The organism is Stenotrophomonas sepilia, assembly GCF_003244875.1.
Classification (GTDB): Bacteria; Pseudomonadota; Gammaproteobacteria; order Xanthomonadales; family Xanthomonadaceae; genus Stenotrophomonas; species Stenotrophomonas sepilia.
Map to the genome: position 1 here is coordinate 288,455 of NZ_LXXZ01000026.1, position 25,405 is coordinate 313,859.

The 25,405-nt window shown below is 67.6% G+C and carries 20 protein-coding genes and 3 tRNA genes; 12 read left to right on the plus strand and 11 right to left on the minus strand.

Annotation, left to right across the window (positions count from 1 at the left end):
- Positions 1-203: 203 nt before the first annotated feature.
- From A7X97_RS03775 to rnt, 5 genes are all read left to right on the plus strand, one after another.
- Entirely contained in the window at positions 204-557 is a 354-nt protein-coding gene (locus tag A7X97_RS03775; RefSeq protein ID WP_069137970.1) for a hypothetical protein, read from the plus strand.
- Positions 544-1,419, plus strand: coding sequence for an HvfB family MNIO-type RiPP peptide maturase (locus A7X97_RS03780; protein WP_072166781.1), 876 nt, complete (start codon positions 544-546; stop codon positions 1,417-1,419). The genes A7X97_RS03775 and A7X97_RS03780 overlap by 14 nt, the downstream gene beginning before the upstream one ends.
- On the plus strand, positions 1,412-2,167 hold the full coding sequence (locus A7X97_RS03785; protein WP_072166782.1) for an HvfC family RiPP maturation protein: 756 nt from the start codon (positions 1,412-1,414) through the stop codon (positions 2,165-2,167). The genes A7X97_RS03780 and A7X97_RS03785 overlap by 8 nt, the downstream gene beginning before the upstream one ends.
- A gap of 25 nt (positions 2,168-2,192) precedes the next feature.
- Positions 2,193-2,714, plus strand: coding sequence for an HvfX family Cu-binding RiPP maturation protein (locus A7X97_RS03790; protein ID WP_072166783.1), 522 nt, complete (start codon positions 2,193-2,195; stop codon positions 2,712-2,714).
- Positions 2,715-2,944: 230 nt separating this feature from the next.
- Positions 2,945-3,529, plus strand: coding sequence for a ribonuclease T (gene rnt / locus A7X97_RS03795; RefSeq protein WP_005408782.1), 585 nt, complete (start codon positions 2,945-2,947; stop codon positions 3,527-3,529).
- A gap of 332 nt (positions 3,530-3,861) precedes the next feature.
- Here rnt and A7X97_RS03800 read toward each other — a convergent pair whose 3' ends face one another.
- From A7X97_RS03800 to A7X97_RS03810, 3 genes are all read right to left on the minus strand, one after another.
- Positions 3,862-6,888: a ligand-binding sensor domain-containing diguanylate cyclase gene (locus A7X97_RS03800; RefSeq protein ID WP_111007603.1), complete on the minus strand. Its 3,027-nt coding sequence runs from the start codon at positions 6,886-6,888 to the stop codon at positions 3,862-3,864.
- Positions 6,889-7,064: 176 nt separating this feature from the next.
- Positions 7,065-8,474: an ATP-binding protein gene (locus tag A7X97_RS03805; RefSeq protein WP_111007604.1), complete on the minus strand. Its 1,410-nt coding sequence runs from the start codon at positions 8,472-8,474 to the stop codon at positions 7,065-7,067.
- A 6-nt stretch (positions 8,475-8,480) separates the two neighbouring features.
- A complete protein-coding gene (locus tag A7X97_RS03810; RefSeq protein WP_005415886.1) occupies positions 8,481-9,209 on the minus strand; it encodes a response regulator in 729 nt (242 codons plus the stop codon).
- A 204-nt stretch (positions 9,210-9,413) separates the two neighbouring features.
- On the opposite strand from A7X97_RS03810, the gene A7X97_RS03815 reads away from it, so the two are divergent.
- The 3 genes from A7X97_RS03815 to A7X97_RS03825 are packed head-to-tail and all read left to right on the plus strand — an operon-like array spanning position 9,414 to position 14,043.
- Positions 9,414-10,652: an efflux RND transporter periplasmic adaptor subunit gene (locus A7X97_RS03815; protein ID WP_111007605.1), complete on the plus strand. Its 1,239-nt coding sequence runs from the start codon at positions 9,414-9,416 to the stop codon at positions 10,650-10,652.
- Complete coding sequence (locus A7X97_RS03820; protein ID WP_111007606.1) at positions 10,649-12,607, plus strand: MacB family efflux pump subunit; 1,959 nt, start codon at positions 10,649-10,651, stop codon at positions 12,605-12,607. The genes A7X97_RS03815 and A7X97_RS03820 overlap by 4 nt, the downstream gene beginning before the upstream one ends.
- Entirely contained in the window at positions 12,604-14,043 is a 1,440-nt protein-coding gene (locus tag A7X97_RS03825) for an efflux transporter outer membrane subunit (protein WP_111007607.1), read from the plus strand. Before A7X97_RS03820 ends, A7X97_RS03825 begins: the two co-directional genes overlap by 4 nt.
- 81 nt (positions 14,044-14,124) lie before the next feature.
- Here A7X97_RS03825 and rlmB read toward each other — a convergent pair whose 3' ends face one another.
- The 3 genes from rlmB to rnr all read right to left on the minus strand — a co-directional run bounded on the left by rlmB (position 14,125) and on the right by rnr (position 18,005).
- On the minus strand, positions 14,125-14,868 hold the full coding sequence (rlmB, locus tag A7X97_RS03830; protein WP_005408775.1) for a 23S rRNA (guanosine(2251)-2'-O)-methyltransferase RlmB: 744 nt from the start codon (positions 14,866-14,868) through the stop codon (positions 14,125-14,127).
- Positions 14,869-14,962: 94 nt separating this feature from the next.
- Complete coding sequence (locus tag A7X97_RS03835; RefSeq protein WP_088497683.1) at positions 14,963-15,445, minus strand: GFA family protein; 483 nt, start codon at positions 15,443-15,445, stop codon at positions 14,963-14,965.
- Between the two features lie 94 nt (positions 15,446-15,539).
- On the minus strand, positions 15,540-18,005 hold the full coding sequence (rnr, locus tag A7X97_RS03840) for a ribonuclease R (protein WP_111007608.1): 2,466 nt from the start codon (positions 18,003-18,005) through the stop codon (positions 15,540-15,542).
- Between the two features lie 128 nt (positions 18,006-18,133).
- Between rnr and A7X97_RS03845 the strand changes: the two genes are divergently transcribed.
- Positions 18,134-18,218: transfer RNA gene (locus A7X97_RS03845), tRNA-Leu, on the plus strand.
- 205 nt (positions 18,219-18,423) lie between these two features.
- Positions 18,424-18,508: transfer RNA gene (locus A7X97_RS03850), tRNA-Leu, on the plus strand.
- A gap of 84 nt (positions 18,509-18,592) precedes the next feature.
- Here the strand turns inward: A7X97_RS03850 and A7X97_RS03855 are convergent.
- Complete coding sequence (locus tag A7X97_RS03855; protein WP_111007609.1) at positions 18,593-19,339, minus strand: sulfite exporter TauE/SafE family protein; 747 nt, start codon at positions 19,337-19,339, stop codon at positions 18,593-18,595.
- A gap of 99 nt (positions 19,340-19,438) precedes the next feature.
- Here A7X97_RS03855 and A7X97_RS03860 point away from each other — a divergent pair, with 99 nt between their 5' ends.
- Together A7X97_RS03860 and A7X97_RS03865 are read left to right on the plus strand one after the other, a co-directional pair.
- The gene (locus tag A7X97_RS03860) at positions 19,439-20,338 is read left to right on the plus strand and encodes a LysR family transcriptional regulator (protein WP_088496949.1); all 900 of its coding nucleotides are present in this window, start codon (positions 19,439-19,441) and stop codon (positions 20,336-20,338) included.
- A gap of 50 nt (positions 20,339-20,388) precedes the next feature.
- Positions 20,389-20,473, plus strand: a tRNA-Leu gene (locus A7X97_RS03865).
- Positions 20,474-20,630: 157 nt separating this feature from the next.
- Here the strand turns inward: A7X97_RS03865 and emrB are convergent.
- From emrB to emrR, 4 genes are read right to left on the minus strand one after another with little or no spacing between them, the layout of a single operon-like run.
- Positions 20,631-22,220, minus strand: a complete 1,590-nt coding sequence (emrB, locus tag A7X97_RS03870) for a multidrug efflux MFS transporter permease subunit EmrB (protein WP_072166793.1) — start codon at positions 22,218-22,220, stop codon at positions 20,631-20,633.
- A gap of 7 nt (positions 22,221-22,227) precedes the next feature.
- Positions 22,228-23,409: a multidrug efflux MFS transporter periplasmic adaptor subunit EmrA gene (emrA, locus tag A7X97_RS03875; protein WP_111007610.1), complete on the minus strand. Its 1,182-nt coding sequence runs from the start codon at positions 23,407-23,409 to the stop codon at positions 22,228-22,230.
- Positions 23,410-23,420: 11 nt separating this feature from the next.
- Positions 23,421-24,914: a multidrug efflux transporter outer membrane subunit EmrC gene (gene emrC, locus A7X97_RS03880; protein WP_072166795.1), complete on the minus strand. Its 1,494-nt coding sequence runs from the start codon at positions 24,912-24,914 to the stop codon at positions 23,421-23,423.
- Positions 24,911-25,354 carry a multidrug efflux system transcriptional regulator EmrR gene (gene emrR / locus A7X97_RS03885; RefSeq protein ID WP_005415875.1) on the minus strand — a complete coding sequence of 148 codons (444 nt, stop codon included), beginning with the start codon at positions 25,352-25,354 and terminating at the stop codon, positions 24,911-24,913. The genes emrC and emrR overlap by 4 nt, the downstream gene beginning before the upstream one ends.
- Between the last annotated feature and the right edge of the window lie 51 nt (positions 25,355-25,405).

Here is a 25,405-nt window from a genome sequence, read left to right on the forward strand (position 1 = left end):
GGCCGCTGTCCTGTGACAGCGGCCTTCCTTTTTTGCGGTGTTCCGCCCGCGTTGTGGGCGCCGTGCTTGCCCGGCGCAGACCTTCCGGATGCTTCTGTAACAAATCTCACGAAAATTTGAGTTCTTGGCGAGGATTCGTTGAGTAGGATCGCTGCACCATCGTTTCACCCCGGGCACCTGCCCACCACCCAGGAGTAAGACCGATGAGCAGTTCCAACAAGACCCTGTCCCTGCTGACCGCTACCGCCCTGGCCGCCGGCCTGGGCATGACCGCCAGCGCCTCGGCGCTGAGCATGAGCGACCTCGCCCAGGGCTACCTTGTGGCCGGCCAGGCAGCCAAGGCCAGCACCGATGCCAAGGCCGCCGACACCAAGATGGCCGCTGACGCGACCAAGCACGCCGAAGGCAAGTGTGGTGCCGATGGCAAGAGCGGCGAAGGCAAGTGCGGTGCCGACAAGGGCAAGGCTGCCGGCGCAGCGGGCGCCAAGGCCAAGGCCGGCGACACGAAGTCGGCTGAAGGCAAGTGCGGCGAAGGCAAGTGCGGTGGCAAGCACTGACGTCCGCGCCAGCCTCGTCCACCCGCGGTCGCCGCTTCGTGCGGCGGCCGCCGGGTTGGGCCTGCGCCGGGCGCTGCTGCAGGACCTGCGTGACGCCCCGGAAGGCGACTTCGACTTCCTCGAATGCGCACCGGAGAACTGGATCCATGTCGGCGGCCCGGCCGGTGATGCCCTGGCTGAACTGGCGCAGCGCCATCCGCTGAGCTGCCACGGCCTGTCGCTGTCGCTGGGCGGCAGTGCACCGCTGGATACCCAGCTGCTGGAACAGGTCGGCCGGTTCCTGGAGAAGCACCGCGTGCCGCTGTACAGCGAGCACCTGAGCTACTGCAGCGACGACGGCCACCTGTACGACCTGCTGCCGATTCCCTTTACCGACGAAGCCGTGCGCCATACCGCCGCGCGCATCCGCACGGTGCAGGACCTGCTGGGCCGCCGTATCGCGGTGGAGAACGTGTCCTACTACCTGGCACCGGAACCGGCGATGGACGAGCTGGCGTTCACCAATGCGGTGCTCGCCGAAGCCGACTGCGACCTGCTGCTGGACGTCAACAACGTCTACGTCAACGCCTGCAACCACGGCTACGATGCCGATGCCTTCATCGCCGGCCTGCCTGCGCAGCGCATCGTCTGCCTGCATGTGGCCGGTCATCTGGATGAAGCCCCGGACCTGAAAATCGATACCCACGGCAGCGCGGTGATCGATCCGGTCTGGGCGCTGCTGGCACGTACCTATGCACGCATCGGCCCGCGCCCCACCCTGCTCGAACGCGATTTCAATTTCCCGCCTTATGCAGAACTGCAGGGCGAACTGCAGACCATCCGCCGCCTGCAGGCCACGCACGCCGGGATGGCACATGATTGATTCCGCCGACACCCTGCGCGCGCAGCAGCACGCGTTCACCGCACACCTGCGCGACCCGCAGGCGGTACCTGCGCCGGCCGGCCTGGATCCACGCCGGGTCGCGGTATACCGGCACCTGCTGTTCAACAACCTGCTCGGCCTGTTGAGCAACGGTTTCCCGGTCTGCGTGCGCCTGCTTGGCGAACCGGCCTGGAGCGCCCTGGTGCGCCACTACTTCGCCACGCATCGCTGCCAGACACCGCTGTTCACCGAATTGGCCGCTGAATTTGTGCAGTGGCTGCAGGCGCAGCCACAGCTGCCGCACCCGGCATTGGCCGAACTGGCGCACTACGAGTGGGTGGAAACCGCGCTGTACCAGCTGCAGGCCGAACCGCTTCCTGCGCCTGGCGATACTGATCCACTTCGGGTGCCGCTGCGGCGTTCGCCGCTGGCATGGCCGCTGCTGTACCAATGGCCGGTGCACCGTCTCGGTGCAGAGGATGCGCCGACCCAGCCCCTTCCAGAACCCACCGGCCTGCTGGTCCGCCGCGAAGCCGACGGTGAAGTGCGATTCGCCGCGCTCAGCCCGCTGGCGGTACACCTGCTGGCCAGCATCGGCGAACGGCCCGGCCTGGAAGGACAGACGTACCTGCAGCAGCTGGCCACCTCGCACGGCCTGGCCGAAGACGCACTGGCCGAGCCCGGTGCTGCACTGCTGCTGCAGTTCCTGCAGGCCGGCGTGATCGGCCCGCTCGCACCCCCGCCCTGACGCCTCTTCCACTGGAGATCCAACGATGAACCTGCCGCTCCTGGCCGCCGCGCGCGGCCGGCTGGACCGTCTCGCCCCTTGGGTGGCGCCGCTGGGCCTGCGCCTGCTGCTGGCCTGGGAATACTTCGAATCCGGCCGTGAGAAGCTGCACGGCCAGAACTGGTTCGCCGACCTGCAGGACGCCTTCCCGTTCCCGTTCAACCAACTGCCTGCTGCCCTGAACTGGCAGCTGGCCACCTGGTTCGAACTGGTTGGCGCGGCCTGCCTGCTGTTTGGTTTCGGTACCCGCTTCGCCGCCGCCAGCCTGCTGGTGCTGACCGTGGTGGCGACCTATGCGGTGCATTGGCCGATGCAATGGAATTCGCTGGGTGACCTCGCGATGGGGTATGCCATCAGCGACCAGGGCTACGGCAACTTCAAGCTGCCGGTGCTGTTCATGGCCATGCTGCTGCCGCTGATCTTCACTGGCGCCGGCAAGCTGAGCGTGGACGCCTGGTTGGCCCGGTGGCAGCTATCGGTCACGACGGCACGGCCTGCGGTGCGCTAGATGCCGGCCATGATCGGTGCGCCGTGTGCCAACCAAGGTTGGCACCGGAATCCTGAGCGTGCGGTGCCCGGTAGGTGTCGACCTTGGTCGACACACGCCCACGCAGGGAACCCATGCGCAGAAGGCTGGCCGGGCGCTCAGGGTCGCTCTGCTAGAATTCACGCATGACTGACTCCCCCTCCGCACCTGCCGCCGCTCCCGATTCCGCAGTACCCCAGGCGCAGCGCGCGATGTCACAACGCTTCCGCGGCTTCCTGCCGGTGGTGGTGGATGTGGAAACCGGTGGCTTCGACAGCCAGCGCAATGCGCTGCTGGAAATCGCTGCGGTGCCGATCGAGATGGACGAGAACGGCCTGCTCTACCCCGGCCAGACCGCCAGTGCCCACGTGGTCCCAGCCGAGGGCCTGGAAATCGATCCGAAGTCGCTGGAAGTGACCGGCATCATCCTCGACCACCCGTTCCGGCTGGCCAAGGAAGAAAAAGCGGCGTTGGACCACATCTTCACTCCGGTGCGTGCGGCGATGAAGAAGTACGGCTGCCAGCGCGCGATCCTGGTGGGCCACAACGCGCATTTCGACCTCGGCTTCGTCAACGCGGCCGTGGCCCGCACCGGCCACAAGCGCAACCCGTTCCATCCGTTCAGCGTGTTCGACACGGTCACCCTGGCCGGTATCGCCTACGGCCAGACCGTGCTGGCGCGTGCGGCCACCGCCGCCGGGCTGGGTTGGGATGCCAACGAGGCACACAGCGCGGTGTATGACACCGAGCAGACCGCGCGGCTGTTCTGCACCATCGCCAACGCCTGGCCGCGGTGAAGCGGCCAACGGCGGAGCCCCTCGTGGCGTGAAGCGAATCATCAGTTGGGCCGGGCGGGTGGACTGCGCAGGGGACGCTGCAAGTACGTCCATGTAAGCTCGGTCGCCGCATCCATGCGGCTCACGCCCCTGCGCAGCCCACCCGTCCGGCCACGGACACGTTGCTGGGTGCCACGGAAAGATCAGAAAAGCAGGAGCAACAGCGGATCGCTGCGCTCGTTGGGGCTGCCGACGACCTCTGTGGTGGGTACTCCTTTGGTGGGTGCCGACCATTGGTCGGCACCGCCGCTTGGTGCGGCACTCCAGTAGATCCACGCCATGCGTGGATGCGATCAACCGATGCTCGTGCGATCGCGGCCGTCGCTCTTGGCGCGGTACAGCGCGCGGTCGGCGCGCTGGTACAGCAGTGCCGGGGTGCGGTCGTCGGCATCCAGCTCTACCAGGCCCGCGCTGAAGGTGACACGCAGGCCCGCCACGCCGCCCCAATCGGGATGATCATGGAACAGGCCACGCAGGCGCGCGCACAGCTGTGCGGCTTCCTCCAGGCGGGTGTCGTTGAGCAGCAGCGCGAACTCTTCGCCGCCGGTGCGCGCCGGCAGGTCGGAGTCGCGGCAGGCCGCTGCGATCAATGACGCCACCTGCACCAGCACGGCATCGCCGATGCTGTGGCTGTGGCGGTCGTTGACCTCCTTGAAGTGATCGATGTCGAGCACCACCAGGCACAACGGATGACCACTGCGCTGTGACCGGGCGAAGTCACGCGCCAGCGTTTCGTCGAAGGCGCGGCGATTGGCCAGGCCGGTCAGGGCATCCTCGCGGGCCTGCCGCTCGAAGGCTTCGGCCTGGCGCGCCAGGCGCTCGGCCAGTTCGGTCTTTTCCTGGTTCAGCGCCTGCAGGTGCACCGTCTTGGCCTGCAGGTCGAAGGTCGCTTCGTCCACCCGCCGTGCCAGGCGCAGATTGCTGGCCTTCAGCTGCTGCAGCAGCAGCCGGTACAGGGCCACAAGGCCAGCCAGCAGCAGCATCCCCGCCAGCACCTGCACGCTGCGGCGCTGCCACCAGAACGGCTCCACGGTGAAGCTCCACACCGCCTCCTGTTGGCCCCAGCTGCCGCCGGGATGGGCGGCCGCCACATGCAGGGTGTAGTCGCCCGGCGGCAGTCCGACGAACTCGACGCTGCGCTGCGGGCCGCGCTCGACCCAGCCGGCATCCAGCCCGTCCAGCCGCGTGCGATAGCGGATCCGGTCGGACATCAGGTAGCTCAGGCCGACATAGCTCACCGCCAACCGGCGCCCCCCGGGAACATGGTTGCGATCCGGCCCTTCCCAATGCACCGGCGCGCCATCCACCTGCACGCTCTCGATCGCGGCTGGCGGCGATGGCCGCTCGCGGAAACGCTGCAGGCGCTGCGGGTCGACCGTGCTCAGGCCGCCTTCGGTGACCACCCAGAACGTGCCGTCCTGGCGCAGGATCGCCGATGGGCTGGAGCTGCCGTTGGCCTGTGCATTGGCCATGCCGTCGATCTCGTTGTAACGCTCCACCGCCACCCGCGGCGTGCGGCCATCGGCCACGGCGTTGAGGGTGGCCATATCGGTGCGCAACACGCCGCGATTGCTGCTGATCCACACATTGCCAAGGCGATCCGGCACCAGCTGGAACACCGCATCCACCGGCATGCCCTGCTCCAGGCCGACCCGTGCCAGCCTGCCATTGCGCCAGCGGTAAAGGCCGCGATCACTGCTGATCCACATCGCGTCGCCCAGCTGGTGGAAGCCGAACACGCTGCGGCCACCGCCCAGCGGCGCTAGGTCGATCGACTGCACGTGGTCGCCGCGCAGCACGCGGATGCTTTCGATGGTGCCGATCCACAGGTTGCCCTGATGGTCATGCTCAAGCGCGGTGATCAGGCCGCCGGGCATGCCCGGCACGTTCGAGACCTGCACATGGTCGCCGTCGATGCGCACCACGCCCTTCTGCGTGCCGGCCCAGACCACGCCCTGGGAATCAACGCTGATCGCGCGGATGTTGCCACCCGGCATGCCGTCGGCTGCGGCGTAGTTGTGGCGCAGGTGGCCGTCGCGGCCGAGCCGGTAGACACCATCGCCGAAGGTTCCGACCCACAGGTCACCGTCCGGCCCCTGCGCCAGGCTCAGGACGGACGGTGCCTTGCCACCGCGGTTGTGCAGCGGCACGGCACGGAACCGGCCATCCGGCGTCTGCAGGTCCAAGCCACTGGCGCTGCCGACCCACAGCTGGCGATCTCGATCCTCGAATACCGTGCGCACGTAGTCGCCACTGAGCCCATCGCGCTCGGTGTAGCTGCTGAACAGTGTTTCGCGCAGGCGATAGAGCCCGCCGTTGGCGCCCACCCAGATGCTGCCTTCGGCATCCTCGCGCAGGCTGACCACGCGTCCGCCCGGCAGGTTCAGGCCGGCCGGCAGTCGCTCCAGGCCATGTGCGGAGATGCGCAGCAGGCCCTGGTTCTCGGTGCCCAGCCACAGGTCACCGTGCCGGTCCTGCAGCATCGAGGTCATGTGCAGCTGGCCCGGCAGGCGGTGCACCAGCACCAGCTGGTCGTCCTCCACCCGGTACAGGCGCTCACCGGCGACGATCCACAACGCGCCATCCGGCGCACGGTAGGGCCACGACAGGCCACTGCCGGCACCCAGCCCCCATGCGGCGGGGGCGCGCTTGAGCACGCCATCGTTGTCGCGCAGCACCAGCCCGTCCAGCGTACCGACCCAGACCCGGTCCTGCGCGTCGACCACCAGCCTGGTGAAGCTCATCGCCATCGGCAGGTCCGCCGCCGGCGCCTGGTAGACAATGCCGCTGTCCGGCGTCAGGTAGCCGATGCCCTTGCCTTCGTACAGCAGCCACAGCCGGCCCTGGCTGTCCATCTGCATGGACTGGATCAACACCTGCGGCGTATCGGCCTGGTGCTCCCAGACCCGCCATTGGCCATCACTGCCACGGTGGCTGACGTTGCCGCGTGAATCGCTGATCCACAGTCCGCCCTGGCGGTCGACGAACAGGGCGCCGATGCCGTTGTCGCGCAGGCCCGGGCGCGTGCTGCGGTCGAACACGGTGAAATCCAGGCCGTTGTAGCGCACCAGCCCTTCCCAGGTGGCGAACCACAGATGGCCTTCCGGTGTCTGCGCAATGTCGCGCAGCGAGTTGTGCGGCAGGCCATTGCGCGAGGTCCATACATCAATGGCGTAGTCGCGCAGCGGGGGCGCGCCTTCCTGCGCAGCCAACGGCAGCGCGAGGGCCAGCAGCAGCCACAACAGGCCCTGCCGCAGTGCCCGCCTAAATCCTGATGCGCGGCGCTCCACCCAGCGCCTCTTGTCCCCCTGCCCGCCCATCACCGCAGCGGCGGCGGCCAGGTGCGGCTGCAGGACGCGGCAGCGTGCGGGAACGGCCGGGCAGCGTGCAATGGCATGCCGGCAGGAACGGGCTGGCTCATCGGGGGGAGACTGGGGAGATGCGCAGATGATAGGCCAAACCGCGGCCCCGGCGTCACCGTCCGCAGCGCGCCGACTCAGCCGGCGCGGCCGGGCGCCACCACCTGGGCACTGGCCGGCCACTGCACCACCGCCTCCAGGCCACCTTCGGCCCGGTTGCGCAGCCACAGCCGGGCGCCGTCCTTCTCGGCCAGGGCGCGCGCGATGGTCAGGCCCAGGCCGGCCCCGCCGGTTTCGCGCGAACGCGAGGTCTCCACCCGCACGAACGGATCGAACACCGCCTCCAGCTGCTCTTCGGCCAGGCCCGGGCCGTCATCGGCCACCACCACGGTAATTGCACCGCCGCTCCGCTCAACCCGCACCCGTGCCCGCTGCGCGTACATCACCGCGTTGTCCACCAGGTTGGAGAACAGCCGGTGCATGGCCAACGGACGCAACATCAGCACCGAACCACTGCCCCCTTCGAAGACCACATCACCGCCGCCTTCGGCGGCGTCCTCAACAATGCTCTCCAGCAGCGAATCCAGGTCCAGTGCGGCGCGCTGCTCGGCACTCTCGGCGCTGCGCGCCAGTTCCAGGCCCTCGCGCACCAGCGCCTGCATCGCCGCCAGGTCGCCGATCAGGCGCTCACGCAGGGCCTCGTCGCTGACATTCTCCAGGCGCAGGCGCAGCCGCGTCAGCGGCGTCTGCAGGTCGTGGGTGATCGCCGCCAGCATCTGCGTGCGTTCGGCCAGGTGCCGCTGCAGGCGGTGCTGCATGGCGTTGAAGGCTTCGGCGGCACGCTGCACTTCGCGCGGCCCGCGCAGTGGCAACGGGTCGCGCTGCAGGTCATCGCCAAGGTCTTCTGCGGCTGCGGCCAGTTCCTGCAGCGGCGCGCTGGCCATGCGCGCGACGATATAGGCCAGCACGGCAATCGCCAGCACCAGCAGGGTCAGGAACCATGGGTCCACGGCGAGGATGCCGTTGTGCGCCACCGCCGGCGAGTCCAGTGCCAGCTTCAGCAGCGTGCCGTCGTTGAGGGTCACGTCCACTGCACGGCATCTGGGCGGGATGAACGCGGGGTCGCGTTCGCGCGGCGGCCGCCGGTGGCCCGGCGGCGGCGGCGGCAGCAGCTCCTGCAGTTTGGGAATGCAGGAGCGGAACGAAGCGAAGTGCACGTGCGCGCGCGACACCGGCCCGGGGCGGTCTTCCAGTACTTCCATCAGCGCCGTGTCGGCACGCCCCAGGCGTGCGCCCGGCTGCAGCGCGCGCACGCTCGGCCCGCCGATCGCCAGCAGGCGCTCGCGCAGCTCCGGATTGCCGTCCAGCAGGTTGACGTAGCCCTGCAGGCGGTCGGCGATGCGGTTCAGGTTCTGCCGCTCGAACTCCTGCTGGCGCTTGGAGGTGGCCAGCATGGTCGCGCCGATCGCAACCACCGCCATGCCCAGCAGCAGGATCACGAACAACCGCCCGACCATCGAGGACAGGAAATGGCGCAGGCGCTTCATCGCGGTTTATTCCAGGTTGACCGACGAGGCCAGCACGTAGCCTTCGTTGCGCACGGTCTTGATCAGTCCATCCGGGCCACCATCGTCGCCCAGCTTGTTGCGCAGGCGGCTGACCTGCAGGTCGATCGCGCGGTCCTGAGCCTCGTAGTTGCGGCCACTGCTGAGCGCGACCAGCTGCTCGCGCGACAGCACCTTGTTGGCGTGGGCGATGAACACCCGCAGCAGGCGGAACTCGGCGCCGGACAGCACCACCACGCGGCCATCCGGATCGACCAGGTGGCGATGCTCCAGGTCGAATACCCAGCGCGAGAAACGCGCGCGGCGTACCGCCAGTGGTTCCAGGTTGGCCGGCAGCGCCTCGGTCCGGCGCAGCACGTTGCGGATGCGCGCCAGCAGCTCGCGCGGCTCGAACGGCTTGGCCAGGTAGTCGTCGGCGCCCATTTCCAGGCCCAGCACGCGGTCGATCGGCTCGGCGCGCGCGGTCAGCATGATCACCGGCGTGTTCGAACGCGCACGCAGGTCACGGCACAGGGTCAGACCATCCTCGCGCGGCAGGTTGAGGTCCAGCACGATCAGGTCCACGTGCTCGCGGTCCAGCAGCTGGCGCATGGCGGTGCCATCGGCCGCAGTGCTCACCTGGTAGCCGGCGCGGCCGAGCTGCTCGGCCAGCAGCGTGCGGATGTCGTTGTCGTCGTCGACGATCAGCAGTCGATGCATCGGGTTTTCAGTCTCCATGTCGCGATCATCCCGTGTCGGCAGCTGAACCGCATCCGGGGCAATGCGTACCAGTGTATCCACCCGCGGGCGGGATACCTGTGGTTACGCCTGTTCACCGACAGTGTTACATACAGACATACCCCGAGGATTGAGCCGTCCATCGCCCGGTCTTCACAATGCCCATCAACGCCGCCTTCGCGGCCTCGAGAGTGAAGCCACGACGTGACGTTCCGCCTGCTGCCAGCGACCCACCGGAGTCGCCTGATGCTGATCGCCCTGCTCGCCCTGATCGTCGCCGCGACCGCCTGGTGGCTGCTGCGCAAGCCCGCCGCCCCGGCGGTGGCAACCTCGCCGGTCAGCCGCGGTGACATTGAACAAACGGTGGATGCCACCGGCGTGATCGACGCCTACAAGCTGGTCAGCGTCGGCGCGCAGGCCTCGGGCCAGATCAAATCGCTGAAGGTACAGCTGGGCGACACCGTGAAGGAAGGCGACCTGATCGCCGAGATCGATGCCACCACCCAGCAGAACCAGGTGCTCAACGCGCAGGCCTCGCTGGACCAGGTCACTGCCCAGCGCGCGGTGCAGCAAGCCACCCTGCGCCAGGCCGAACTGGAGTTCGCGCGCCAGCAGCAGATGCTGGCCGCCGAGGCCACCTCGCGCCAGGAATACGATGCCGCCGAGGCACAGCTGAAGACCGCCCGCGCCCAACTGCAGTCCTACGAGGCGCAGATCAAGGGCCGCGAAACCGAGCTGGGCACCGCCCGCGCCAACCTGGCCTACACCCGCATCACCGCACCGATGGACGGCACCGTGGTCGCGGTGGTGGCCGAAGAAGGCCGTACCGTGAACGCCAACCAGACCGCACCGACCATCGTCATGCTGGCGCGGCTGGACGTGGTCACCGTCAATGCCGAGATCTCCGAGGCCGACGTGGTCAAGATCAAGCCCGGCATGCCGGTGTACTTCACCACCCTGGGCGACCCGGACCGCAAGTATCACGCCACGCTGCGCCAGATCAATCCGGCGCCGGCCTCGATCGCCAACGAAAGCTCCTCCAGCTCCAGCAGTTCGTCCAGTTCCAGTTCCAGCAGCGCGGTCTACTACAACGCGCTGTTTGATGTGGAAAACCCGGACGGTACGCTGCGCATCGACATGACCGCGCAGGTCTCGGTACTGCTCAAGCAGGCCAAGGGCGTGCTGATGGTGCCGGCGGTGGCACTGGGACCGAAGCGCCGTGGCGATGAGCGGATGGTGCGGGTGCTGGACGACGAGGGCCAACCGCAGCCGCGCAAGGTCACCGTGGGCATCAACAACGGCGCCTCGGCCGAGATCCTGTCCGGCTTGAAGGAAGGCGAGCGCGTGGTGGTCGGCGAAGCCGGTGCGGCCGGTGCCAGCACCGGCGGCAACCGCGGCGGCATGCAGATGCGGGTCGGTGGCCCGGGCATGGGGCGCCGATGAGCACGACGGCGCCGCTGCTGCGCCTGCGCGACCTGCGACGTGAATTCCCGGCCGGCGACGATGTGATCGCCGTACTGCGCGACGTCCATCTCGACATCCACGCCGGCGAGATGGTCGCCATCGTTGGCCAGTCCGGCTCGGGCAAGTCGACGCTGATGAACATCCTCGGCTGCCTTGACCGTCCCACTCGCGGCAGCTACCAAGTGGCCGGCCGCGAAACCGGAAAGATGGAGCCGGACGAACTGGCCGAACTGCGCCGCGAGCATTTTGGTTTCATCTTCCAGCGCTACCACCTGCTCGGCGACCTCGACGCGCGCGGCAATGTGGAAGTGCCGGCCGTTTACGCCGGCAGTCCCGGGCCGGTGCGCAACGCGCGTGCCGAGCAACTGCTGCGGCGGCTGGGGCTGGGCGACCGCATGCATCACAAGCCAGGCCAGCTTTCCGGTGGCCAGCAGCAGCGCGTGTCGATCGCACGCGCCCTGATGAACGGCGGCGAGGTGATCCTGGCCGACGAACCAACAGGCGCGCTCGATACGAAATCCGGTGAGGAAGTGATGGCGATCCTCGGCGAACTGCATGCCGAAGGCCACACCATCATCATCGTCACCCACGACATGAGCGTGGCCCAGCACGCGCAGCGCATCATCGAGATCCGCGATGGCGAGATCATTGCCGACCGCGCCAATCCGGATGCGCCGAGTTACCGCGCCCAGCGCGAAGCCAGTACCGGCGTCGCCCACGGCAACAGCTGGCGGGCGGCCCGCGACCGCTTCACCGAAGCGTTCCGCATGGCGCTGCTGGCGATGAACGCCCATCGCCTGCGCACCTTCCTGACCATGCTCGGCATCATCATCGGCATCGCCTCGGTGGTCTCGGTGGTGGCGCTGGGCGTTGGCTCGCAGCAGCAGATCCTGCAGAACATCAGCGCGCTCGGCACCAACACCATCGACGTCTATCCAGGCCGTGGATTCGGCGACATGCGGTCGGCGCGGGTACAGACGCTCAAGGCCAGCGATGCCGATGCACTGGCAAAGCAGAGCTACGTGGACAGCGCCACGCCCAGCGTGTCGACCTCGGTCACCGCGCGTTACCGCAACCAGTCGTCCACCGCCCAGGTCAGCGGCGTCGGCGAGCAGTTCTTCCGGGTCAAGGGCGTGACTCTGCTCAGTGGCAGCTTCTTCGATGCCGATGCAGTCAAGGGCCTGGGCCAGGTGGCGGTGATCGACGAGAACACCCAGACCCAGTTCTTCCCCGATGTCGACCCGGTCGGACAGGTGATCCTGCTCGGCAACGTGCCGGCACGCGTGGTCGGCGTGGCCAAGCGCCAGAGTTTCGGCTTCGGTGGCAGCACCAGCCTCAGCGTGTGGGTGCCCTACACCACGGTGATGTCGCGCATGCTCGGCCAGAGCCATGTCTCCAGCATCACCGTGCGCGTGGACGACAACACACCGATGGATGCCGCTCAGGAAGCGATCACCCGCCTGCTGACGATGCGCCACGGCACCGAGGATTTCTTCCTCAGCAACAGCGCGGAGATCCGCGACACCATCGAACAGACCACGCGCACGATGACCCTGCTGATCGGCGCCATCGCCGCCATCGCGCTGCTGGTCGGCGGCATCGGCGTGATGAACATCATGCTGGTGTCGGTGACCGAGCGCACCCGAGAGATCGGGGTGCGCATGGCCGTCGGTGCACGACAAGGTGATATCCGCCAGCAGTTCCTGATCGAAGCGGTGCTGGTGTGCCTGCTCGGTGGCGTGCTCGGCATCGGCCTGGCCCTGCTGCTGGGCTCGATGATCGGCCGCTTCGCCAGCGACTTCCAGGTGCTGTTCTCCACCGCCTCGATTGTTGCCGCCTTCGCCTGCTCGACCCTGATCGGCGTGGCATTCGGCTTCCTGCCCGCGCGCAACGCCGCGCAGCTCGACCCGGTAGAGGCCCTGGCACGCGAATGAAGATGATGACCCGACTGCCCTTCCCTGCCCCCTCGCGCCGGCTGCTGGCGGGTGCCGTTCTGCTCGCCCTGTCTGGCTGCGCCTCTGTCGGCCGCTATCCGGTGGCCGATCCCGACGTGGCGGCCCAGTATGGGCGTGGCGATGCCACCCTCAACGCACCGGCCGACGACCCGCGCAGCAGCCTGGACACACCGGGCCACGACATCCGCCAGGACACCTGGTGGACCGGCTTCGGCGACGAGCGCCTGGACCGCCTGGTGGCGCAGGCGCTGGCCGCCAACAGCGACCTGGCCGCCGCCGGCCTGGCCGTGCAGCGTTCGCGCCTGCAGGCCGGCCTGGCCAGCAACGCGCTGTGGCCGCAGCCTTCGTCATCGGGCGTCAGCGGCAATGCCAGCCGCGCCACCGACCAGGCCGACGAATGGCGCCGCAGCTACTCCACCGGCGTATCGCTGGGCTGGGAGGTGGATCTGTGGGGACGCCTGCGCACCCAGCGCGACATCGCCCGCTGGGAAGCCGAAGCCAGCGAGGAAGACCGGCAGAATACCGCCCTGCTGGTGATCAGCGACACCATCACCCAGTACTGGAACCTGGCCTACCTGAACCAGTCGATCGCCACCGGCCAGGCCAACCTGGAGCGGCTGGAGCGCACCCGCGAACTGGTGCAGGCCCGCTTCGACGCCGGTGCGGTATCGCGCCTGGAAGTGCGCCAGGCGCTGCAGAACCTGCAATCGCAGCGCGCCTCGCAGAGCGCGCTGGAACAGCAGCGGGTGGAGGTGCGCAACGCACTGACCGTGCTGCTGGACGGCACGCCCTGGCCCCAGCAGGACGAACCGCAGGACCTGCTGGGCGCACACAGCCCGCGCATTGTCGAGGGGCTGCCGGCCGACCTGCTCGGCCGCCGCCCCGACCTGCGTGCGGCAGAACTCCGCCTGCGCAACAGCCTGAAGACCATCAGGGTCACCGCCACCCAGTACTACCCGGCGCTGAGCCTGACCGGCAGCCTCGGTTCCAGTGCGGCCTCGCTGGGCGATGTACTGCGCAATCCGGTGGCCACGCTGGGCGCCGGCCTTTCGCTGCCATTCCTCAACCTGCAGCGCGCGCAGCTGGATACCGATATCGCCGGCACCAGCTATCAGATCGCCGCGACCAATTTCCGCAAGACGCTGTACACCGCGCTCTCGGAAGTGGACAACGCCCTGTCCGCGCGCGAGCAGCTGGCGCGCCAGGTCGCTGCCTCGCAGGCTTCGTACGAGGAAGCGGTGGAAGTGGAGCGCGCGCAGGAAGTGCGTTATCGCGTGGGTGCTACCGATCTGCGCACCTGGCTGGAAGCGCAGCAGACCCGGCGCGATGCCGAGCTGTCGCTGGCGCGCGTGCGCCAGGGCCAGCTGAACAACGACGTGACCCTGTTCAAGGCACTGGGTGGCAGCGCGGGGTAGCGGCTTCTTAGAGCCGAGCCCATGCTCGGCTGCTTTCCTGATCGGGTATGCGATAGCCGAGCGTGGGCTCGGCTCAACAGATCAACCGCGCTGGCGCACGGCCTCGAACAGGCTGACGCCGGCCGCGACGGAAACATTCAGACTCTCGATCTCGCCCGGCATCGGGATCTTGACCAGGCCATCGCAGTTCTCGCGGGTCAGGCGGCGCAGGCCATCGGCCTCGCCGCCCAGCACCAGCGCGATGTTGCCCTTCAGGTCCAGCTGGTACAGCGACGCGGTGGCCTCACCGGCCAGACCGTAGATCCACACGCCCTGCTTCTGCAGGTCCTTCAGGCAGCGCGACAGGTTGGTTACCGCCACCACCGGGATGAGGTCGGCGGCGCCGGCCGAGGTCTTGCGCACGGTGGCGTTGACCGTGGCCGACTTGTCCTTGGGGATGATCACTGCAGTCGCACCGGCCGCAGCGGCCGAGCGCAGGCAGGCACCCAGATTGTGCGGGTCCTGCACCTCGTCCAGCACCAGCAGCAGCGCCTTGCCCTCGGCCGCAGTGACAAGGCCTTCCAGCTCGTTCTCGCTGTAGGTGCGGGCGGCGGCATAGCGCGCGGCCACGCCCTGGTGGCGCACCGAGCCGCCCACACCGTCCAGCGCCTGGCTGTTCACCTTGCGCACGTCGATGCCCTTGCGGCGGGCGTTTTCCTCGATCTCGGTCAGGCGCGGGTTCTTCGCTCCGGCCTCGACCAGCACTTCGCGGACGTTCTCGGCGTCGTTCTCGATGGAGGAGGCGACGGCGTTGACGCCGACGATCCACTGGCTGTTCTTGCTCATGCGGGCGGGGACCGGAAAGGGGGTGGCTATGGTAGAGCATCGGTGGCGGCCGCGCTTCAAGGCCGCCGAGCATGGGCTCGGCTCTACACAAACCTCACCGGCTGCGCGGTGGCCAGTGCGGCGTGTCGTGGTCGGGGTGCTGGTGGGACACGATCGTGGCCAGGAAGTCCAGGGCCGCGATGTCCTGCTCGGTACGCCGTACCGGCAGGCTGGCCAGGCTGTCGACGAAGGGCAGCTTGCGTTCGACCCCGTACTGGATCGTCGGTGGCAGGCGTTCGGGTTTGTCGAACGCGCCGGCAGCCACCGCCACGCCATCGGGCGCTTCGTAGGTCAATGGCGTGCCGCAGTCTGCGCAGAAGCCACGCCGCACCACGTTGGACGACTGGAAATAGCGCGGCTGGCCGCGGGTCCAGCTGAACTGCACGCCGCGCACCGACACCAAGGGCGCGTAGAAGGCACCAAAGGCCTTCTGGCACATCCGGCAATGGCAGATCGAGCTGTCGGTCAGCGCGCCACGCACGTGGAAGCGGATCGCGCCGCACTGGCAACCGCCGCTGTATTCGGGTTGGCCTTGCATGCGATGTCTCCTGGTGGTGCCGGCCGCTGGCCGGCAACCCGTCGGTGCCGAGGGTGCCATGGATGCCGGCCAGCGGCCGGCACTACCACGGTCATCAATATTTCTCTTTCTTCCGCTTGGCCGGCTTGCCCCGCTCAGGCAGCGGCGGCAGCCCGTCACCCTCGTCCTCGCCCTTGTGTTCGACCAGCCGGAAGTCGATCTTGCGCTCTTCCATGCTGGCCTTCAGCACCAGGATGCGCACGCGGTCGCCCAGCCGGTAGCTGCCGCCGCGGCGCTCGCCGGTCAGCGTCTTGCGGGTCGCGTCGAACTTGTAATAGTCCTGCGGCAGCTGGGTCACGTGGACCAAGCCCTGCACCTTCGACTCGTCCAGTTCCACGAACAGGCCGAAGCTGGTCACGCCGCTGATCACGCCGTCGAACTGGCCGCCCACGTGCTTTTCCATCCACGCCGCGCGGTAACGCTCGTCGACCTCGCGCTCGGCCTCGTCGGCACGGCGCTCACGCTCGGAACACTGCAGCGCCAGCGCGGCCATCTCGCGGGCGTTGTAGGTGAACTTGTCCAGCGGCTTGCCGGACAGCGCATGCTTGATCGCGCGGTGCACCAGCAGGTCGGGATAGCGACGGATCGGCGACGTGAAGTGCGCGTAGGCCTCCAGCGCCAGGCCGAAGTGGCCGTGGTTCTCCGGGCTGTAGATCGCCAGGCTCTGGCTGCGCAGCAACACCGACTCCAGCAGCGTCGCATCGGGGCGGTCGCGGATCTTCTTCAGCAGCTTGGTGTAGTCACCCGGGCGCACCTTCGACCACGGTGGCAGGCTCAGCTTGAACTCCTTGAGGAATTCCAGCAGGTCGGCGTACTTGGTTTCCGGCGGCTTCTCGTGGATGCGGTACGGGGCCGGCACATGGCGCGACAGCAGGTACTTCGCCGCCTCCACATTGGCCGCGATCATGCATTCCTCGATCAGCTTGTGCGCGTCGTTGCGCACCAGCATGCCGGCCTGGGTGACTTCACCACGGTTGTCCAGCACGAAGCGTACCTCGCTGCTTTCGAACTCGATGGCACCGCGCTTGGCACGTGCCTTTGACAGCACCTTGTACAGCTGGTGCAGGCGCTGCACCTGCGGCAGCAGGTCACCCATCCAGGCCTTGGTATCGGCATCGTCCTCGCCCACCGCCTTCCACACCTGGGTGTAGGTCAGGCGCGCGTGCGAATTCATCACCGCCTCGTAGAAGCGCGAATGCGTGACCAGGCCATCGCGGTCGATCTGCATGTCGCAGACGAAGCACATGCGGTCGACCTTGGGCATCAGCGAGCAGATGCCATTGGACAACGTCTCCGGCAGCATCGGCACCACGAAGCCCGGGAAGTAGACCGAGGTGGCACGCTTCTGCGCTTCTTCGTCCAGCGGTGTGCCGGGGCGGACGTAGTTCGAAACATCGGCAATGGCCACCACCAGGCGGAAGCCATCGGCATTCGGCTCGCAGTACACCGCGTCGTCGAAGTCCTTGGCATCCTCGCCATCGATGGTAACCAGCGGCGTGCTGCGCAGATCGACACGATCGCCGATCATTGCCGGCTCGACCACCAGCGGCACCGAGGCGGCTTCGTCCAGCACCTCCTGCGGAAACTCGAACGGCAGTTCATGGCCGTGGATGGCGGTCTCCACCACCAGCGATGCGGTCAGCTTGTCGCCGAGCACGGCGATGATGCGGCCGATCGGCGGGCGGCGGCTGTCCGGGGCCTGGGTCAGTTCGCAGACCACCAGCTGGCCATCACGCGCGCCCCCGGTCTGGTCCGGCGGTACCTGCACGTTGCGCTGCACGCGCTTGTCGTCAGGTACCACGTAATTGATCCCCATCTCGACGCTGAAGCGGCCGATCAGGCGGGTCATGCCGCGTTCGAGCACGCGCGCAATGCTGCCTTCGCGACGGCCACGGTGGTCGATGCCGGTCACGCGGGCCAGCACCTTGTCGCCGTGCATGACCTTGCGCATTTCATACGGCGGCAGGAACAGGTCGTCGCCGCCCTCGACCGGGCGCAGGAAGCCGAACCCCTCCGGGTTGGCGATCACCACGCCGGTGACCAGGTTCAGGGTCTGGATCGGGGCGAAGCCGCCGCGGCGGTTCTGCACCAGTTGGCCATCACGGACCATGGCACCAAGCCGGCGCGACAGCGCCTCGGCCCGATCCGGTGCGGTCAGGCCCAGGCGTGCCCCCAGTTCCTCGGCGGTCTGCGGCCCTTCGCAACGCTCCAGCAGGGCCAGGATGGCCTCGCGGCTGGCGATGGGCTGTTCGTATTTCTCTGCTTCGCGGGCGGCATAGGGATCGTCGATCACCTTGCCGGTCGGCGGCAGCTTGCGGCCCGGGGCCGGGCCGGGTGCTGCCGCATCAGCGGTGCGGACCTTGCGGCCGCGTGGCGGCGCACCGCCTTCATTCAATTCGGGGAACCAGCCCGGCAACGGCTTGCCCGGCTTGGTGGTGCGGGCTGCGCCCGCCTTCGGGCCCTTCTTCGGGCCTTGGCTGCGGGACTTGCTCCCGCCCTTGCTTGGTTTTTTGGTAGTCATCGCCCTACATGGTAGCCGTTGACGGCGTGCAGAACGGGTCAGCGCCCGCCTTGGAGGCGTTGGATGAAATAATTTCAGGAAGTCGTTGACAGCTCCCGGATTCATCTTCACAATTGCGCCTCTGGAACGCCCAGGTGGCGGAATTGGTAGACGCACTAGTTTCAGGTACTAGCGGGTAAAACCGTGGAGGTTCGAGTCCTCTCCTGGGCACCAACGAAAAAACTCCTCGCTTCGGCGGGGATTTTTTTTGCCTGCGATCCGGTAGCGGGGTCGGATCCCTTTCCGAAGGAAAGGGCTCTGACCCCAAGCGAGTGAGATGGGGTCGTAGCCCATCTCGCAGGCGAAACCGGATCCACCCCCAGGCCCACAAAAATTGTTGACACCCCCGTAACAACACCCCATAATCTCGCTCCTCGACGCCCAGGTGGCGGAATTGGTAGACGCACTAGTTTCAGGTACTAGCGGGTAAAACCGTGGAGGTTCGAGTCCTCTCCTGGGCACCACGTCGAGAATGAGAAAGACCCGCGAAAGCGGGTTTTTTCATGCCTGTCATCCGGCATTGCCACGCCTCCCCGGGGCGGCCGGCGTCACAGCAGCGGCCGCAGCACCAGCTCCAGCCCGAGCAGCAGCAGGAAACCCAGAAAGCAGGCGCGGAACAGCCGCGCACTGATGCGCTGCCGGATCACCTGCCCCAGCCACATGCCCAGCAGTGCCGGCACCACCGCCAGTGCACTCAAGCCCAGCTGCTGGATGCCGAACGCACCGTGCAGCACCAGGCCCGTGGTCAGTGCAATCGTCGATACGGTGAACGCCAGCCCGAGCGCCTGCACCAGTTCTTCGCGCTGCAACCCCAGTGATTGCAGGTACGGCACCGTCGGCATCACGAACACGCCGGTGGCGCCGGTCACTACGCCGGACAGCGCGCCCACCAGCGGCCCCAGCCAGCGCTCGCGCCGCTGCGGCACGCGGAACACCGGCGCAAGCAACGCATAGGCGGCATAGACCATCAGGGCCACGCCCAGCGCAACGCGCGACCCGCTGCGATCGACCCGTACCAGCAACGCTGCCGAACCCAGCGTCACCACCACCACGGCCAGCATCATCGGCCACAGGCGCCGCACGATGTGGCCCAGTGACGGCCCGGACAGCAGCTGCCACGCATTGGTGACGAAGGTCGGGATGAACAGCATCGACGCCGCCGCCACCGGCGACAGCGCGCCACCGAGCAGGCCCATCGCCACCGTCGGCAGCCCCATGCCCGTCACGCCCTTGACCACGCCGGCCAGCACGAACACCACCACCAGCAGCCCATAGAAGTACATCGATTCATTCATGCCTTCATTGGATCGGGCCGTCGCCCGGCGCACAATGCGGTCTTCCCGGCCCTGCCTTCGGCTGATCCGAAGGCTCAGCCGTTGCGACGAGGGCATCACATGCGGATGGACATCGCCGACCTGCGCCTGTTCCTGGCAATCGCCGAGGCGGGGAGCATCACTGCCGGCGCAACGCAGGCGAACCTGGCCCTGGGTTCGGCCAGCGAGCGGCTGCGCACGATCGAAGCCGATGCCGGCATCCTGCTGTTGAACCGGCATCCACGTGGCGTCAGCCTGACTGAAGCCGGCGCCGCCCTCGCCCACCATGCACGCCTGATCCTGCAACAGCAGGCGCAGCTGCGCGGCGAACTGCAGGCATTCGCGCAGGGGGCGCGCGGCACCCTGCATCTGTATGCCAACACCGCAGCACTGACCAGCTACCTGCCCTCGCGGCTCGCACCGTGGTTAGCCGAACGCCCCCGCCTGCACGTCGAACTGCTGGAACGCACCAGCCCCGAAGTCGTGCGTGCAATCAGCGCTGGCCAGGCCGAGGCCGGCATCATCAGTGATGCGGTCGACGCCACCGGCCTGCAGCAGCATGTGGTGGCCGAAGATCCGCTGGTGATGCTGCTGCCTGCCGATCACCGGTTTGCATCACTGCGCAGCGTGACCTTCGCCGATGCCGCCGGCGAGACCTTCGTTGCCCTGGCCGATGGCAATGCACTGCAGACCTACATCGAAGACCAGGCGCGCGACATCGGTCGCCGACTGGACGTGCGCATCCGCATGAAGACCTTCGAGGGCGTCTGCATCATGGTCGGCCACGGCATCGGTGTCGGCATCGTGCCGCGGAGCATCGCGCGCCAGCATCGACGCAGTACGCATACCGTTGCGGTGCCGCTTGCCGATGCGTGGGCACAACGCCGCCTGTGCGCCTGTTTCGCCGGGTGGGCGCAGCTGTCACCGGCGATGCGCAGCCTGCTGCACCACCTGGGCGTGCAAGCGCAGAAAAAAGTGTGAAATGTTGTTGACACACTCTCTGCCGTGCCGCACAATTCTTCTCCTGAGTCGCCCAGGTGGCGGAATTGGTAGACGCACTAGTTTCAGGTACTAGCGGGTAAAACCGTGGAGGTTCGAGTCCTCTCCTGGGCACCACGACTCAAGATGATCAAACCCGCGAAAGCGGGTTTTTTCGTTTCCGGGATTCGGGAACCCACACGACCCCGGGATCCATCCACGCATGGCGTGGATCTACCAAAAGAAAAACCCCGCCTTGCGGCGGGGTTTTCTGCGTTTCAACGCCAATGGTCGATCAATGCCCACCGCCCGCGGACGCCGCACCCGCGCCTGCGCCGAACGGCGGCTTGGCCAGCCACAGGAAGGTGATGATCGCCAGGAAGATCCAACCCAGCAGGAAGAAGATGTCGTTGAAACCCATCTGCGATGCCTGGTGGTTGATCATGTTGTTCAGTACCGCTGCGCCGTGCTGCAGGTCGCCCTGCCCCATCGCCGCCACTTGGTCCTGCATGCCCGGCTGATAGGCCGAGATATGCTCGGTCAGGTCGGCATGGTGCACCTGGGTACGCCGCGCCCACAGCCACGTCGTCAGCGAGGCCGCGAAGCTGCCGCCCAGCGTGCGCAGGAACGTCGCCAGGCCAGAGCCCGCCGCGATCTCGCGCCCATCCAGGTCCGACAGCAGGATCTGCAGCACCGGCATGAAGAACAGCGCCACGCCAATGCCCATGATCAGCTGCACGCCGGCCACGTGCATGTAGTCCACCTGCAGGTTGAAGTTCGAGCGCAGGAAGCTGGTCATCGACAGCACGATGAAGGCCACGGTGGCCAGCATCCGCATGTCGAAGCGCGACGCATACTTGCCCACGAACGGCGTCATGATCACCGGCAGGATGCCGATCGGTGCGGTCGCCAGGCCTGCCCAGATCGCGGTGTAGCCCATGTCACGCTGCAGCCACTGCGGAATCAGCAGCGCCACGCTGAAGAACGCCGCGTAGGCCACCACCATCGCCAGCGTGCCGGCACGGAAGTTGCGGTGCCGGAACAGCTTCAGGTCGACGATCGGATCCTTGTCGGTCAGTTCCCAGATCAGGAACACCGTCAGCGTCACCACCGCCACGCAGGCCAGCACCACGATCTTCATCGACGAGAACCAGTCCTCGTCGTTGCCCAGGTCGAGCACCAGCTGCAGCGCGCCGACACCAATCACCAGCGTGATCAGGCCGACGTAGTCCATCTTCGGCTTCTCGATCTGCTCCGGGCGTCCCTTCAGCTGGCTGCCCACCACCAGCGCGGCGAAGATGCCCAGTGGCACGTTGATCAGGAAGATCCATTCCCAGCTGTAGTTGTCGGTGATCCAGCCACCGAGGATCGGGCCGCAGATCGGCGCCACCACCGTGATCATCGCCAGCAGTGCCAATGCCTGCCCGCGCTTCTCACGTGGATAGATCGAGACCAGCAGCGACTGCGTGATCGGGTACATCGGGCCGGCCACGAAGCCCTGCAGCGCACGCGACACCACCAGCATGCCCATGCTCTGCGCAAGGCCGCACAGCAGCGAGGTGATGACGAAGGCCAGGGTCGCCCAGACGAACAGTTTGCGTTCGCCGAAGCGGCGGCTGAGCCAGCCGGTCAGCGGCAGCGCGATGGCCGTGCTGACCGCGAACGAAGTGATGACCCAGGTCGCCTGCTGCGAACTGGCACCGAGGTTACCGGCGATGGTCGGCAGCGAGACGTTGGCGATGGTGGTGTCGAGCACCTGCATGAACGACGCCATCGCCAGGCCTACGGTGCACAGGGCGACGCTGGGCGGCAGGAACCCGGAGGCCGCAGCCGGCGCCGCCGGTGCGCCCGGAGCGCCGGGCGCGGCTGGAGCTTGTGCGGACATGGCGACCTCAGCCCACCTTCGCCTGCTGCTGCGGCAGGTTGCCCTGGATGATCGTGTGGATCACCTCGTCGGCATCATGCAGCTGCTTGGCATACACGTCGGTGTCGAACACCGTACCCTTGGCCGGGGTGCTCGGCAGCACTTCGCCCTTCTGGTCGCGCAGGCTCACTTCGGCCTTCATCGACAGGCCGATGCGCAGCGGGTGCTCGGCCAGCTGCTTGGCATCGATGGCGATGCGCACCGGTACGCGCTGCACGATCTTGATCCAGTTGCCGCTGGCGTTCTGTGCCGGCAGCAGCGAGAACGCCGAGCCGGTGCCCAGGCCCAGGCTCTGGATGCGCCCCTTGTACTTCACGTCGCCGGCGTACAGGTCCGACTTCAGCTCCACTTCCTGGCCCAGGCGCATGTGGCGCAGCTGGGTTTCCTTGAAGTTGGCCTCGACCCACATCTGCTCGGTCGGCACCACGGCCATCAGGGCATTGCCCGGCTGCACGCGCTGGCCGACCTGCACCGAACGACGGGCGACGTAGCCGGAGACCGGTGCAACGATGCCGGCGCGGGCGTTGTTGAGGAAGGCCTGGCGCAGCTGCGCAGCGGCGGCCTGCACATCCGGCTGGGTGGCGATCACGGTGTCGTCGACCAGCGCGCGGTTGCGCTCGACGGTCTCGCGCGAACCGGCCACGGCCGCTTCGGCCGCGGCCAGCTCGTCGCGGGCGTGGGCCAGTTCTTCGTTGGAGATGGCGCCGGTGGCGGCCAGGTCCTTGCGGCGGGCGTAGTCTTCGCGCACGCGCTTCAGGGTCACCTGGCGGGCGTTCAGGTCCGCCTGCGCGCCTTCTACGCTGCGGTACAGGCCGCGGGTCTGGCGCACGGTCTTGGCCAGGTTGGCTTCGGCCTGCTGCAGCGCCACTGCGGTGTCGGACGGGTCCAGCTGCACCAGCAGCTGGCCGCGCTCCACGCGCATGCCGTCATCGGCATTGATGGCGACCACGGTGCCGGCCACCAGCGGGGTGATCTGCACCTGGTTGCCCTGCACGTAGGCATCGTCGGTCTCTTCGAACCAACGGCCGAACATGAAGTACCACAGCGCCAAAGCGGCAAACAGCAGCACGACGATCACGAACAGGCCGCGCAGCAGGTGGCCGCGGCGGTTGGGGGCGGCCGGGGCCGCGGTGTCTTGGGTCTGGCTCATGTCGGAGATCTTCAGGAATGCGAGGAATCGGAATGGGAGGCGATCGGTGCGCGGTCGGCGTCAGTGGGCTGGAAACCACCGCCCAGCGCCTTGCTCAGGCGCACCGAGGACTGCACCTGCTGCGACTGCAGGCCGGCCAGCTGCTGCTGCGACTGCAGCAGGGTGGACTGCGCGGTCAGCACGTCCAGGTAGCTGCCGATGCCGGCGCGGTAGCGCTGCTGGGCCAGGTCGAAGGCAGCGCGTGCGGTGTCCACCGCCTGCTGCTGCGACTGCGCCTGCTGTGCCAGCGAGCGCACCGCGTTGACCTGGTCGGCCACATCACGCAGCGCATCGAGCACGGTCTGGTTGTAGTTGGCCACCGCCAGGTCGTACTGCGCATCGGTATTGGCCAGGTTGGCGCGCAGCTTCCCGCCCTCGAAGATCGGCAGGCTCAGCGCCGGGCCGATATAGGCAAAGGTGGAGCTGCTCTTCAGCAGGTCGCCCACGTTCGGGGCGACCACGCCGGCCAGCGCGGTCAGGTTGAAGCTCGGGTAGAACTTGGTCTTGGCAACCTTGATCTGCTTGTCGGCCGCTTCAACGCGCCAGCGTGCGGCGACGATGTCGGGGCGGCGGCCAAGCAGCTCGCTGGGCAGCACGCCCGGCAGCTGCAGTGCCACCGGATTCAGCGGCCGCGGGCGCTGGATCGACAGGCCACGGTCCGGGCCCTTGCCGACCAGCGCGGCCAGCGCGGTGCGGGCGGCGTCGATACGCTGCTGGGCGGCCTGCACCTGCTGCTGCGCGGCCGGCACACGGGCCTCGGCCTGGCGCACCTGCAGATCACTGTCGATGCCGGCGCTGCGGCGCTGGCGGGTCAGTTCAAGTGACTTCTGCGAACGGGTCAGCTCTTCCTCGGCCACGTCGTTGAGCTGCCACGCGTAGGCCAGGTCGGCATAGGCCTGGGTGATGCCAGTGGACAGGTTCAGGCGTGCAGCCTGCGCTTCAACGGTGGCGGCGTGCGCACCGTCCACGGCGGCTTCCCAGGCGGCGCGCTTGCCGCCCCACAGGTCCACGCCGTAGCTGAAGTCGAAGGCGACCTGGCTGCTGCCGCCGTAACGGCCACCCATCTCGCTGCCGACCATCGATTCGGGCAGGCGCAGGCCGGTGTAGCCACCGGACACCGACAGGCTCGGCAGTTCGTCGGCACGTGCGGTGCCGACCTGGGCCTGGGCCTGGCGCAGGCGGGCATCGGCGGCGTCGAGGCTCGGGTGGCCGGCCAGGCCCTCTGCGACCAGCGCGTCCAGCTGCGCATCACCCAGTGCCTTCCACCAGTCCTGCGCCGGGAAGCCAGTGGCGCTCAGGTCGGTGTCGGCCAGGGTGCGTTCGCTGTGCAGGCTGTCCACGTCAAGCACGTGGCCCTGCGGGTTGAGGCCACGACTGCTGGCACAGGCGGCCAGGGCCAGGGCCAGCGCTGACACCAGCAGCGCGCGCCCGGACCGGCGGAAAGTGGAATGCGGGATCGGGTTCATGGGGTCGTCAGTGAATCGCGGATTCGGGTAAGGAGGGACAGCAGCAGCGTGCGCTCGTCGGCGGAAAGATCACGCAGGGCGTAATCCATCACCGCGTCGCCACGCAGCTTCAAGCGCGCCCACAGCGCGCGGCCTTCGTCGGTCAGCACGATCTGCAATGCCCGCCGGTCCTGCGCATGCGGTTCGCGGCGGACGCAGCCCAGCGCTTCGAGCTTGTCCAGCAGCCGGGTCACCGCGCTGGGCACCTGATCGATGGCCTGGGCCAGTTCGTTGGCGGTGCACGGCGCCATGTTCGAAAGCACCTTCAACCCGATGTAGTGGGTGAAGCCGATGCCCAGATCTTCTTCAGCCATGGACGCGTCGAGTTGGCGGACCAGGCCGTCGCGCACCTGGCGCAGCAGCAGGCCGAAGCTGGGGGGAGTGGTTGCAGGACAGATCATGGGGGAGCATTCTCTTCCAAAAAAAATATTTCTCAATGGAAATATTTGATC